The 12,992-nt window shown below is 66.1% G+C and carries 12 protein-coding genes; 1 reads left to right on the forward strand and 11 read right to left on the reverse strand.

The genetic code is table 11. The annotated features are described in order from the left end of the window. Positions 1 to 117: 117 nt before the first annotated feature. From BLQ71_RS14435 to BLQ71_RS14485, 11 genes are all read right to left on the reverse strand, one after another. The gene (locus tag BLQ71_RS14435) at positions 118 to 1,311 is read right to left on the reverse strand and encodes a BatD family protein (RefSeq protein WP_074622213.1); all 1,194 of its coding nucleotides are present in this window, start codon (positions 1,309 to 1,311) and stop codon (positions 118 to 120) included. Continuing rightward, positions 1,305 to 1,958: a hypothetical protein gene (locus BLQ71_RS14440; RefSeq protein ID WP_074622214.1), complete on the reverse strand. Its 654-nt coding sequence runs from the start codon at positions 1,956 to 1,958 to the stop codon at positions 1,305 to 1,307. Before BLQ71_RS14440 ends, BLQ71_RS14435 begins: the two co-directional genes overlap by 7 nt. Further along, complete coding sequence (locus BLQ71_RS14445) at positions 1,955 to 2,890, reverse strand: vWA domain-containing protein (RefSeq protein WP_074622215.1); 936 nt, start codon at positions 2,888 to 2,890, stop codon at positions 1,955 to 1,957. The genes BLQ71_RS14440 and BLQ71_RS14445 overlap by 4 nt, the downstream gene beginning before the upstream one ends. After that, on the reverse strand, positions 2,887 to 3,843 hold the full coding sequence (locus tag BLQ71_RS14450; RefSeq protein WP_074622216.1) for a VWA domain-containing protein: 957 nt from the start codon (positions 3,841 to 3,843) through the stop codon (positions 2,887 to 2,889). The genes BLQ71_RS14445 and BLQ71_RS14450 overlap by 4 nt, the downstream gene beginning before the upstream one ends. Continuing rightward, positions 3,840 to 4,211, reverse strand: a complete 372-nt coding sequence (locus BLQ71_RS14455) for a hypothetical protein (RefSeq protein ID WP_074622217.1) — start codon at positions 4,209 to 4,211, stop codon at positions 3,840 to 3,842. Before BLQ71_RS14455 ends, BLQ71_RS14450 begins: the two co-directional genes overlap by 4 nt. Further along, positions 4,208 to 5,050, reverse strand: coding sequence for a DUF58 domain-containing protein (locus BLQ71_RS14460; RefSeq protein ID WP_074622218.1), 843 nt, complete (start codon positions 5,048 to 5,050; stop codon positions 4,208 to 4,210). Before BLQ71_RS14460 ends, BLQ71_RS14455 begins: the two co-directional genes overlap by 4 nt. Continuing rightward, a complete protein-coding gene (locus BLQ71_RS14465; protein WP_074622219.1) occupies positions 5,050 to 6,021 on the reverse strand; it encodes an AAA family ATPase in 972 nt (323 codons plus the stop codon). The genes BLQ71_RS14460 and BLQ71_RS14465 overlap by 1 nt, the downstream gene beginning before the upstream one ends. Positions 6,022 to 6,214: 193 nt before the next feature. Further along, entirely contained in the window at positions 6,215 to 7,534 is a 1,320-nt protein-coding gene (locus tag BLQ71_RS14470; RefSeq protein ID WP_107992219.1) for a short-chain fatty acid transporter, read from the reverse strand. A gap of 21 nt (positions 7,535 to 7,555) precedes the next feature. Further along, entirely contained in the window at positions 7,556 to 8,992 is a 1,437-nt protein-coding gene (locus tag BLQ71_RS14475) for an amidase (RefSeq protein WP_229754867.1), read from the reverse strand. A 55-nt stretch (positions 8,993 to 9,047) separates the two neighbouring features. Further along, entirely contained in the window at positions 9,048 to 10,562 is a 1,515-nt protein-coding gene (locus BLQ71_RS14480; RefSeq protein WP_198548530.1) for a malonate--CoA ligase, read from the reverse strand. A gap of 59 nt (positions 10,563 to 10,621) precedes the next feature. Continuing rightward, complete coding sequence (locus BLQ71_RS14485) at positions 10,622 to 11,947, reverse strand: malonyl-CoA decarboxylase (protein ID WP_074622221.1); 1,326 nt, start codon at positions 11,945 to 11,947, stop codon at positions 10,622 to 10,624. A gap of 130 nt (positions 11,948 to 12,077) precedes the next feature. On the opposite strand from BLQ71_RS14485, the gene BLQ71_RS14490 reads away from it, so the two are divergent. Beyond that, a complete protein-coding gene (locus BLQ71_RS14490; RefSeq protein WP_074622222.1) occupies positions 12,078 to 12,749 on the forward strand; it encodes a GntR family transcriptional regulator in 672 nt (223 codons plus the stop codon). The last annotated feature ends 243 nt before the right edge of the window (positions 12,750 to 12,992 follow it).

Below are 12,992 nucleotides of genomic sequence, written 5' to 3' on the forward strand. Positions count from 1 at the left end.
CTTGGCGATTGCCACGATCTCGACACCGCGCACCAGCCGCGAGATCATGCCGACAGCCAGTTTGCCCGAGACCGGACGGGCGGCATCGGAGGGGCGGATTGACGGTCGTGTTTCGTGTCACCGACCGCCCCGACGCGACGGGTTTCCGCGCACCTGGCGTTCGACATCGTCAAGGACCGATCTCAGATCGACATCGGACCGATCTTTCCCGGCCCCGAAAAGGGTGGCATCGACCGGGCGCAGAACCCTCTCCAAGGCAGTAGGCTCCGTCTCCAGCAGGCGTTGCGCGCGTGTCCGGAAGAGAGCAGTTTCCCCCTTTGCCGCATGGCGCCTCAGCTTGTGCAGATCCGATCGCAGTCGCCACCGGCTGCGCCAGCGCCCAAACAAACCCGAAGCCCCGGCGCGCGCCCGCAACGTCGGGACCAGGACCACAAGAAAAGCTATCACAGCGATCGCAAGATGTGGTTGACCGATGCCCAGGTCCTTGCGCCATCCAGAGGCGGCGTTGGCGGAAAAACTTGCATAGCCGATGGGGGTGGCGGGGAGTGTGACCGTACGTGCTTGCCTGAGCGCCGTATCGAAATAGGGGATCGTGACCTCTGGCAGAACACCGGGTTCGCCGGTGATGGGCCGCAGGCTCCAGGTCCAGACCAGTGTGGTGACCGGGCCTGCCTCTGTCACCTGAAAGTCGCGTTCCGCCGGGGGCGAGAAGGTGATCAGCCAGGGTTCGCGCAGTGGCGGCTGGTGCGGCATCATTTCCGGCGTGGCGCCCAGGGCGCGCAGCACCACGCGGCGTTTCACGCTTTGACCGTCTTCGAGCCGGGCCGCATCCGCGTCCCAGCTGTCCGACAGTTCCAGCGCCCGAACGGGCAGCCAGTCATCGCCCGCCCCGGCGGGTTTCTCGGCCACGTCGATCCGAACCGGCGCTGTCCGGACAAGCACGGTGTCGCGATGCCCCTGCTTGTCGATAAGCTGCAACTCATGCGCGATGGGCAACACTTCGAGCGCGCCCGCCCGCCGGGGGTAGAGCGCGATGCGACGCTCGAACACCTTGGCCACGAGGCCGTCAATGCGCTGATCCGTCCAGCTGTCCTGGCCCAGACGGGTCCAGTCGAAATCGGTCATCGGCCGCAGCTTCAACTCTTCGTTGGTGATGTTCCTGCGATAGACGCCGCGGATCGTGGCCAGGATCATCTCGCCTTGGACGGGGGCCGTCTCACGCGGATCGAGCACCAGTTCCAGACGCAGCGCGTCCTCCTGCGCGGACAGGGGGCAGGCAAGGATCAGCAGCAGGGCCAGCCATCTCACCATCGGTCGGCCTCCTCGCGGTGGGCCTCACCTGCAGCGCGGCGACGATCCATTTCGGCCGCAAGACGTCCCTTCAGGTATTCACCCGGCGCATCGGCCAGCGTGTCGAGCCAGCTGTCGTCGGCTGCCGCCGTCCGGTCGCCGGTCACCGGGCGCTTGAGGCTGGCGCGCGCGGGATCGCGCTCTGCGGCCTGGATGGGCTGCGAGGGATCGTCGGGGTCAAAGGCCGCGGTTTCTATCCCCGCCTCCGAAAGGATGGTTTCGATCCGACCGTGGCCCCTGGCCTCGCCGATGACGGGGTCGACGAGGTCCAGGACGACGCGACGGTTATGCTGTGCGTCGGCGTCGTAGCGGTCGGCAAACAGGACTGCATCGAAATAGGCGACGGACAGGGCGAAATCGCCTGTCGCGGCCAGCGTGAGACCGCGATTGTAGGTGGCACTGCGGCCAATGGCGGCAAAGGCACTGTCGGCGTCCGCGTAGCGGCCCGCATCATAGAGCGCGGCGGCGCGCGCGGCGGGATCCTGGATGAGTGGCACGGCAAGCTGGGGAAACCCGGCCCGCCAGATCAGCTTGGCCCAGGCCTCCGGTCCGGCGGCAGCCGCGCAGGCCAGGGCGACCCCAAGGATGAACAGCGTGAAACGGCTCATGTCCTGCGTCTCCTCCTAAAGAGGGGTGCCAACGGAAATAGCGCCAGCAGGACGAACCAGCGACCCTGATCCGCATAGTGCAGGTTTCGCAACGCGCGATCCGTGGCTGCCGTGCCTTGACGACGGGCCAGCAGGGCTTCCAGCCGCCGGGTGTCCGTCGCGTCAACGGTGATGCCAGCTCCGGCCACGGTCAAGGCCTCCAGCCCGTCCCTTCGTGCCGGGGGCATGCCATAGGGGGACGCCACGGGCGCGACAAAGACCGCCGAAACACGCATCCCGTCCGCCGCCATCTGCCGCGCGAGATCACGGGCTTCCGGGCCGGTGCCGCCGCCATCCGAGACCAGGACAACGTCCGGATGGGCCGCCCCGGCATCTGTCAGAACTTGCCGCGCCATTGCCAGTGCACGGTCGGGCCGGCTGCCTGCCACGGGCATGGTTTGGGCATCGGCAACGGCAACAACCGTTTTCAGCGCGGCGGCGTCCTCGGTCGGCACGCTGACAAGAAAACTCTCGCCCGAATAGACGCCCAACGCGATCGGGCGCGTGCCCTGGGTGTCGATCAGGCGGGACACGGCTGCCTGCGCATCGTCGAACCCACCTCCGCGGGTTACCGATTGCGACAGGTCGAGAAGGATGGTCACCGCGTCCAGGTTGCGCAGGCGCGGCACGTCGGGATCCGGCGTGGCCGGGCCGGCCAGCCCTGCCGCGACAAGAGCCGCCGACAGCGCGAGGCACCAGGGCGCCGGGTCACGCCGTGTTTCGGTCACATGGCCCAACCTGCGCATCGCGGACAGGAGCGCGGGGTCGGTCACGGTTTGCCATCGCCCGAGGCCATGAGACCGCCAGGCGATCACCGCACCGGCAATCAGGGCAGCCGGAACCGCGAACAGCCAGAGCGGACGCAGCCATAGGATGTCCAGCGCACTGCTCATGCCGTCTCGCGCGCCTGAAGGACAAGCGACACACCGAGAAGAGCGAAGCCAGCGGCGGCGCACCAGGGCCAGAATTCGTGCCAGCTACGGATCGGTGGCGCATCCGCAAGGCTGGGTTCCAGGCGGTCGATGGCCTCGGTCACAGCCAGCAGGTCTGCGGTGGTGCGCACGCGGAAGGCCTGCCCTTTTGCGGCTTCGGCGATCCTGCGCAGCGTTTCGCTGTCCACCGCGTCGCGCGCGCGGGGGGCAGTTTCGAGATCCGCCGGGCCAAGGGCGATTGTATAGATACCGATGCCGAGCCGGGACGCGGTTGCCGCCGCGGCAACTGGATCGACGACTCCGGTGGTGTCCTGGCCATCGGACAGCAGGACGATGACCCGGCTTTCCGCATCACGCGACCGTAGCCGCCGGATCGCAAGGCCCAGCCCGTCGGCAATGGCCGTGGCCTTGCCCGAGACACCGATCTGCGCGGTCTCTACCTGATGTGCGACGGCAGACACATCATGTGTGAGCGCGGCGGCCACATAGGCCCGGTCGCCAAAGACGACGAGACCCACGCGATCACCGGCCCGGCCCCGGATGAAGCGGGCACCGACCTCCTGAACCGCCGCGAGGCGTGACACCCTTTGGCCGTCCAGGTCGAAATCCTCCTTTTGCATGGACCCCGACAGGTCCAGCACCAGGACGATGTCGCGGCCCGACGCCGGTATCACGCCCAGGGTGCGCTCTGCCCTTGGCCCGGACAGGGCCAGAACCAGGGCAATCCAGGCCAGGAACAGGATGGTGCCCCGTGCATGGCGCCGTGCCGGGGCGGCATCCACGGGGTGAAAGGCTGCCGCGATGGCCGGCGGCAGGGCCAGCGCGCCATGCTGCCGCGCCTGTCCTGGCAACAGGCGCAACAGGAGCAAGGGCAGGGGTAGCAGGACAAGGACCCAGGGCGCGGCAAGGCTCATCGTCGCTGCCTCCGCCTTGCGGCCGCGATGACCACGGCCTCGAGCGCGGCGGGGTCGACAGGGGCGCGCGGATTGTAAAGCGCTTCCTGCATTTCCTTGGGGAGCGTCCCGCCATTGGCCCGCAAAAGCGCGGCCAGGCCGGCGATGCGGACCTCGGTTTCACAGGATGCCAGTCGGGCGATCGCGGCGCGGGCAGTGTCCCGGGGGCTGAGGCGCCGCGCGGTCAGGCCGCGCAGCAGCGCCGACAATAGCAACCCGGCAAGCAATCCCAAGGCCACGGCCGCCAGCGCATCCTGCCAGCCAAAGCGGGCAAAGCTTTCCGGGATACGGATCCCGGCCAGGCGCGGAACAAGCTCTTCGGGTGTCATGCCATCCCGGCCTCGACCGGATCGGCGGCCCGCAGGATGCGGGCCGGAATGCCGTGACGTGCAAGCAGGGCGGGCGAGGCCGAACGGCCAAACCGTCCACGGGATATGCGTGCGCCGATCCGCGCCGCAAAGCGGCCCCGGGGAGGCGCGATCTCGACCGCGTCCTGCACCAGCAGGACGTCAAGCGGGCATTTCCGCGTCAGGGCCGCCGTTGCCGGCCCGAAATCGGCGCCGGGATCGTCCAGCCCGGTGGCGAGCAGAACGACCGTACCTGGCGCGACCCGGGCGGCGACGCCGTCGAGCATGACCGCAAGGCTGTCATGGGCCTTGCCGGGGGTCTCCAGCGCGGCGGCATGCGCCCGGGCAAAAGCCCCGCTGATGCGCAACATCGCGGCCTCGCGCGGGCGCGGTGGCAGCATTTCGAAGGTGCGGTCGCGCAGGATCGCGGCGCCGACCCGTGCCCCGGACAGGCAGGCACGCCAGCCGTCAAGCGCCAGGGCTTCGGCAGCCGCAACTGAACGGAACCGCCCCCGCGTGCCCCAGAGCATCGGTGCCCGGAAATCGACTACCAATAGCAGGCTGCGTTCCACCTCTTCATGCCGGCTGCGCACCTGTGGCCTCCCGCTGCGGGCGCTGGCCGCCGGGTCGATGCGGCGCAGGTCGTCGCCGTCCTGAAAGGGCCGGAGATCGAAGAGATCCCCGCCATCGCCGCGGCGCGGACCGGACAGGCCGCCGCTCAGCCCCTGCGACAGACCACCTGCGGTGCCGTTCTCGGCGAGAGACGCGAGCGCGATCAGTCGATCAAGAGAAACCTCCGCGCCGGATGCATCGGGCAGCATCACAGCGGCGCCACCGCGGCAAGGATCTCGGCAAAGATCGTCCGCGACGTCTCGCCCGCGGCCTGTGCGCGCCATGTCGGTGCCATCCGATGACAGAGCACATCCGGGGCCAGGGCCATCACATCCTCTGGCACGGCATAGTCACGCCCGTGCAGCCAGGCCCGCGCCCGTGCCGCCGAGGCCAGTGCAAGCGTGCCGCGCGGGCTGACCGCGTGGCGGATGCGGTCGGTCACGTCGATGGCCTCGGTTTGTCGCCGCGTCGCCATGACCAGCGCCACCATGTAGTTGCGCAGCGCCGGCGACAGATGCACCTGAAGGACCTCCTCCTTCATCGTGGCAAGTGCGTCGTGATCGAGCGTGGCGGCCTGCGGCCCGACATGGGCGCGCCGTTCTGCCTCGACGAGATCGAGGATCGCCAGCTCGTCCGCCTCGCCCGGCAAGTCGAGCATCACATGCATCAGAAAACGGTCAAGCTGGGCCTCGGGGAGGGGGAAGGTGCCTTCCTGTTCCAGCGGGTTCTGGGTGGCGACCACCATGAAGGGGTCCGGCAGGCTGCGGGTTTCGCCACCGGCGGTGACCTGCGTCTCGCCCATCGCCTCAAGCAGCGCAGACTGCACCTTGGGCGGTGCCCGGTTTATCTCGTCCACAAGGACGAGGTTGTGAAAGACCGGGCCGGGCAGAAAGGCCATTTGGCCGCTGTCTTGCCGGTAAACCTGTGTCCCGGTTACATCCGATGGCATCAGGTCGGGTGTACACTGGATACGGGCGAAACTGCCTTCGACGCCATCGGCCAGCCGACGGACAGAGCGGGTCTTGGCCAGACCGGGGGCGCCTTCGATCAGAACATGTCCCCCGGTCAGCAGGGCAATCATCAACCGTTCGACCAGTGCTGCATGCCCGACCAGCCCGGCCTCCATCTGCGCCGCCAGCGCCTTGGCCGGCGCGGCTGCAACCGCTGCGATATCCTCCATTCGGACCTCCCTATCCGCCGGGGCCATAGGATCACGGACCGCCCCGTCCTTGAACCCCTCCGTAGGTGTGGCTTTTGCCGGGCCGGGGGCTAAGGGGAGGGCCGGGTCGGCCTCCACGATCCGACGGGCCTCTCGGGCCTCAACGAAAAACGGGCGGCGCAGAGCACCGCCCGCCCTTGGGCCGTCGCAGGGATCAGGGCAGGAACGTCAGTCCCAGGCCAAGCACCACGCCGGTGACCACGAGGACGATCAGGCAGTATCCCATGATGTCCTTGGCGGAGAGGCCCGCGATGGCCAGCGCCGGCAGTGCCCAGAACGGCTGGACCAGGTTGGTCCAGGTATCGCCCCAGGCCACGGCCATTGCCGTGCGGGCCGGCGAGACCCCAAGCGCCGCGCTTGCCTCCAGCATGATCGGGGCCTGTACCGCCCATTGGCCCCCGCCCGAGGGCACGAACATGTTGACGATGCCAGCTGACAAGAAGGTGAAGAAGGGGAGGGTCTCGGCGCTCGAGATCGAGACAAAGGCTTCGGACAGGGTGACCGCCAGCCCGGAGCCGACCATCATCCCCATGATGCCCGCATAGAACGGGAACTGGACGATGATACCGCTGGCGCCGTTCACCGCCTTCTTGACCGAGGTCAGGAACTGCGACGGACGGCCATGCAGCAGGATCCCGGCGAAGATGAGGGTAAAGTTGACGATGTTCAGGTTGAGCCCGCCGTCGGTGCCGAAGATGTAGTAGCCGACATAGAGTATTCCCAGCAGGCCCGAGATCAGCGACAGGATCATGCTGTTTTCAAGCCTTGTCGATGGCGTGTCAGCCACCTCTTCACTGTTCGGTTCTTCATCGATGAGTTTGGCAGGATCGACGGTCACCGCATCCCCGGCCGCCGGCGTGATCAGCCAGTTGACCAGCGGGATCACGATCAGCAGCGCCAGAAGAATGCCCAGGTTCATGACCGAGAAGATGGTCTCGCTGGTGGGGATGATGCCGATCATCTCGGCGGTGAAATGGCCTTCGGTCGCGATGACCAGCGGGATCGAGCCCGAAAGCCCCCCGTGCCAGACCATGAAACCGCTATAGGCGCTGGCGATCGCAAGGCGATAGTCGAGGTTGGGCAGGCAGCGTGCCAGTTCGCGGGCAAAGAGCGCCCCGATCACAAGCCCGAACCCCCAGTTGACCCAGGCCGCGATCAGCGAGACCACCGTGACCAGCACGATCCCCTGGCCCGGGCTGCGGGCCAGTTTGGCCAGTGCCTGGAGGAGGCGTTTAAAGACCGGCGTGCTGGCAACGACGAAGCCGGACACCAGGATGAGCACCATCTGCATGGAAAAGCTCAAGAGGTTCCAGAACCCGTCGCCCCAGAATTCGGCCATCGCAACCGGGCCGTGGCCCTCGACGAGCATACCGGCCCCGAAGACGACCAGCGTCAGGACAAGGACGAGCACGAAAGCATCCGGGAGGTAACGTTCGACCATGTTGACGGATGCGCGTGTGATGCCTTTGATCATTTTGGATCTCCTTTCCGGCGGTCACTTGCGGGGACGGATCGGCATCCGATCCGCGAAACCCAGTTCGGATTCCAGAAGCTGCGCGGCAGACAGAAGGTCGAAGTCGCCCTTCGGCTTGCCGATCAGCTGGAGGCCCACCGGCAGCCCCTCGCGCGTTGTCCCGCAAGGCACCGAGATGGCCGGGCAGCCGGTCAGGGTGATGACGAAGGTCAGGAACATCCAGTCGATGTAGGTCGTCAGCTCCTGGTCCCCGATGTGGGTCGGGAAGCGCTGTTCGACCGGGTAGGGCGGCACGGCGACTGTCGGGCAGGCCAGGATGTCATGGGTTTCGAAGAAGTTCGCAACATTGTGGAAGATGGCGGCGCGGGCGCGCTCGGCCCGCAGCACCTCATCGGCGGTGACGTTCTGGCCCTTCTCAATGTTCCAGATGATCTCCGGCGCGACGCGGTCGCGGTCGGTCTCGAGCAGGTCACCCCGGACGCTGGCCACGAGGATCGCGCGCAGGGTCTGGAATGCCTCCAGTCCGCCCGAGAAATCAGGGCATTCTTCCGTGACCGTGGCGCCGTGGCCCGCAAAGGCCTGGGCGCCCTTGCGGCAGATCTCGGCCACGTCCGGATCGACCAGCGACAGGTTCAGATCGGGTGTGTAGGCGACCCGCTTGGGGGCCTTGGGCGCCTTGACCGCCTCGACAAAGGGCACCGTGGGCGCCGGGACGGACAGGGGATCGTGGCCGTGGCCATGCGCCAGCGAATCCAGCATCAGGGCCACGTCGGCGACGTTCCGCGCCATCGGACCTTCGACCCAGAGCGGATCGAAGGCCGGCAGGCCGGCACCGCGCGGCACCCGGCCTACGCTGGGGCGCAGGCCGACGATTCCGCAATAGCTGGCCGGGATGCGCAGGCTGCCGCCCAGGTCATTGCCGGTGGCCAGCCATGCCTCTCCGGCCGCCAGCGCGGCTGCGGACCCGCCGGACGAGCCGCCGACCGTCATCCGCAGGTCCCAGGGGTTGCGGGTGGCGCCGAAGACGGGGTTGAAGGTATTGGCCCCGGCGATTTCGGGCACGTTCGATTTCGCCATCGGAATGCCGCCGCTCTCTTCGAGCGTCTGCACCGTGTAATCCGACCGCTCCACGCGGTTCTCGGCAAAGATCGGCGATCCATAGGTGGTCACCTGTCCGGCGACATCGTTGTAGTCCTTGACGACCACCGGAAGTCCGGCCAGCCATCCGGGCCTGTCGGCCCTTTCGTGATGCTGCGACGGAAACGCCTTGGCCGCGGCGCGGGCCTCTTCGAAAAAGCGGATCGGCAGTGCGTTCACATCCGGTTCGATCTCTTCGATCCGCGCAATGGCCGCGTCGAGAAAGTCGAGCGGCGTGGCCTCTCCCGATTTCAGCAGTCCGACGGCCTCTGTCGCCGTCATGGCGATGAATTCATCCGTGGATTCCGGTTTCGATGTCATTCCTGGTCCTCCCATGGGTTTTGTTTCTGTCAATGTGGCCAATTCGGCGCCCTCCTCATGAGTCCGTGGCGGTTTCCGAGGGCGCATAGAGATCGGCGAAGCGCTTGCGCAGGTCGTTCTTTTGCACCTTGCCCATGACATTGCGGGGCAGTTCGTCGACCACCATCACCTGTTTGGGTTGCTTGTAGCGGGCCAGCGTGTCCGACAGCGCGGCCAACAACTGCTCTCTGTCGATCGAAGCCCCGGGCTGCGGCACGACAACCGCGGTGACCCCCTCCCCGAAATCCGGGTGCGGCACGCCGATGACGGCGGAATCCGCCACCTCCGGCAGCGCGTCGATCAGTGTTTCGATTTCCTTGGGGTAGACGTTGTAGCCGCCGGTGATCACCAGGTCTTTGTCCCGGCCGACGATGTGCAGATAGCCGTCGGAGTCGATCCGACCCAGGTCTCCAGTGACAAAATAGCCATCGTCACGGAACTCTGCCGCGGTCTTTTCCGGCATCCGCCAATAGCCCTGAAAGACGTTGGGGCCTGCGACCTCGATCGCGCCGGTCTGGCCCCGGGGCAGCGTGTTGCCGCTTTCCCGGTCGGTGATCCGAACCTGAACCTGCGGCAGGGGAAAGCCAACCGCACCTACGCGCCGTTCGCCCTCATAGGGGTTAGAGGCGATCATGCAGGTTTCCGTCATGCCGTACCGCTCGAGGATGGTGTGGCCCGTGCGTTCGGCAAAGCGGGCGTGGACCTCTTCCGGCAGCGGCGCCGATCCGGACACGAACAAACGCATCGAGGCGGTTGTCAGCGGGTCCAGGCGCGGCGATTTCAACAGCCGCGTGTAGAATGTCGGCACACCCATCAGGACCGTGGCATCCGCCATCTCGTCGATGATCTCCTCGGCGTCGAAACGGGTCAGGAAGAGCATCGTTGCCCCAGACGTCAGGGCCATGTTGCAGGCCACGAACAGCCCGTGGGTGTGAAAGATCGGCAAGGCATGGATCAGCTTGTCGTCCTGCGTGAAATGCCAGATGTCGTTCAGGGCTTTCGCGTTGGAGGCCAGGTTGCCATGCGTCAGCACCGCGCCTTTCGAACGCCCGGTCGTCCCGGATGTATAGAGGATCGCCGCCGGGTCATCCTCCTTGCTCGGCACGGCGCTGTCATGCTGGTCGGCACCGGCGGCGCGGTCGATCAGCGTGCCGTCGCCCGCCGCGCCAAGGCTCTCGACCGCCAAGGTCTCCGAGGCGCGCGCTGCGTGGGTTTGCAACGTCGCCGGGGTGCAGACGAAAAGCTGCGGTTCGGCATCGCCAAGGAAATAGTCGATCTCGGCCCCGGTATAAGCGGTGTTGAGCGGAAGAAAGACGGCCCCCACCCGAAGACAGGCCAGGTAGAGCAGCACCGCCTCGGCGGATTTGTCCACCTGGACCGCCACCCGGTCACCCGGGCGCACGCCAGACCCTTCGAGCACAGAGGCGACCCTCAGGACGCGATCCCATGCTTCGGAGAACGTCATGGACGACAGGCCGGGGCGTTCGAACAGGATCTTGCTCCCGTTGTCGCGGCATTGGGTTTCAAACATGTCGTGGATCGTGCACGTCATCTGAGCTGTCTCGCTTTGTCTTCGGTTTCAGGGGGAGATCAGGCGCTTGGAGCGGTGCCCGCCTTCACGGCGCGGCGCATATCCGGTCCGCAGGCTATGGTCCCGTCGTTGGCAAAGGCCTCGTGCCGCGCCTCGATCTGGTCGAGTTCATAGAGGTAATTGATCATCACGCCGTGCGCGCGCTTCAGCGCCCCCTCGGCGAGATCGGCCGGCCAGTTGATGCGATGGGCCGAGGCGCCATTGCCCAGGTGAAACCGCGCGACGGGATCGGCGGGTGCGCCAGAGGGCGTCTTTACCTGGGTAAAATACCGGGCCGCCCATGCCTCGACACGTGGTGCCAGGCGTTCGCATTCCTCGCTGTCGGTCTGCCACAGTCCGGTGGCCAGATCGGCGGCAAGCGCCTGCGCCTCGGCCTCGTCCACGCTGGACAGCCAGCGAGCGAACCCCGGCGCCGGTGACAGTGTCGCGAAATTGCGGATAGGCGGCAATTCCGTGGACAGATCGCTGACGACCTGCTTGATCAGGAAGTTCCCGAAAGAGACGCCCTTCAAACCGGGCTGGCAGTTGCTGATCGAGTAGAAGACGGCGGTGTCCGGCGCCTCATCGCCCGGCTGCGTCCGTTCCGATAGCAGCGGTGCGATCCGGTCCGGGATACCCTGGCACAGTGCCACTTCGACAAAGATCAGCGGTTCGTCCCCGGTGGCCGGATGGAAAAAGGCGTAGCAGCGCCTGTCGGCCGGGTCGAGACGGCGCCGCAGGTCATCCCAGTCCCGGATCTCGTGCACCGCCTCGTAGCTGACGATCTTTTCCAGGATCGCGGCGGGCGAGTTCCAGTCGATCCGGCGCATCACGAGGAACCCGCGATTGAACCAGGACGCGAACAGATGGCTGAAATCGGTGTCCAATGGCGCAAGTCCCGGGTCTTCGCGCAGCAACCGCAACAGGTCTTGGCGCATCCGCACCAGTTGCAGCGTCGCGCCGGGCGCCTGGTTGAGCGCGCGCAGCAAGGCCTGTCGCCGCGGTTCGACCGCCTTGAACAGGTGTTCCAGGTCTTCTTCGGACTGCGTTGACTCCCATGCCGCATAAGCGGCCCTGATGGCAGCCGGGTCAGCACTGTAATCGTTGAGAAGAGATTGAAAGAACCGCAACTTGGCCGGGTCGTCGAGCTCTGCGAAGGCGGCAAGGGCTTGTTCGGCGACGACGACCTGCGAGGCCTCGCCGCCGAGGCGCATCAAGGCGCTGCATCCCTCGGCAAGCCTGTCTTCGGCGGATAGGGCCGAAGATTTCGACACGGCCCCTGGGCGCATGCGCGACCCGATGCTTTGCAGCAGGTCGTTCAGAAAGGCGATGTTCGCGTTGGGCATCAACTCTCCTCCGGGTTGGCTGCCCTGGTTATACATTTCTGCTGGTTTGTTGTATACAACAGAATGAGGATTGGATGTTTCGAAAGCAAGCTTATATGTTTTGGAACAATTCTTGGGGGAGGCTTCACCAATGGCGCGCGTGTCAAACACGGTACGGATCCGCGAGGCGCTGGAAAACGCGATCGTCAATGGCCGATTCGCCCCCGGCGCACGGCTTGACCCGGCGAAACTGGCCGAGGAGTTCGAATGCTCGCGAACCCCGATCCGTGATGCCCTGCAACAGCTTGAAGCCTCGGGGCTTGTCCGCGTCCATTCCAAGCAGGGCACTTTCGTATCGGAATGGAACGTCGAGGAGCTGGCCGAACGGTTCGAGGCTATGGCCGAAATCGAAGCCATCTGCGCCCGTCTGGCCGCCCGCCGGATCACCCGCGAGGAGCTGGCCGAGCTCGAAGCGCGGCACGAGGCGTGCCGACAGCTGGCCGACGAGGAACGGATCGACGACTACTACGCAGAGAATTCGGCCTTTCACGCCTGCATTTACCACGCGACGCACAATGGCTTCATCGCCAAGGAGGCCATGCGTTTACACGCGATGCTGCAACCCTATCGCCGGATCCAATTGCAGGTGCGCAACCGGGTAAAGCGTTCGTTCGATGAGCATCAAGCCGTGGTCACGGCCATTCGCAACGGCGATGACGCGGCAGCGGCAAAGGCCATGCGGGATCACGTTCTGGTCCAGGGGGACCGATTCCACGACCTGCTTGCGGCGCTTCGGTCGGACGCGCCACACGGCCCCGTCTGATCGACAAAACGCGTCATTGCCCCCCCCCCCCCTGGGGTAAACTTGTTCTCTTGCTCGTGATGCATCATCCTGCTCAGGCGCTGCGGCGGTGAACATGGGGCGGTTCAGTGTGGCTTTGAGATTGCCTGTAGGTTCGCGCTTGCAGGAGGGGGCTTGCGCTCTGACCGGGAATACATTTGTATACTAATGAAAAGTGCTGATGATGTGTGTGGGCCGATTGTCTGGACCGGGAAGGGCATCTTC

The organism is Antarctobacter albus, assembly GCF_900101505.1.
GTDB lineage: Bacteria > Pseudomonadota > Alphaproteobacteria > Rhodobacterales > Rhodobacteraceae > Antarctobacter > Antarctobacter albus.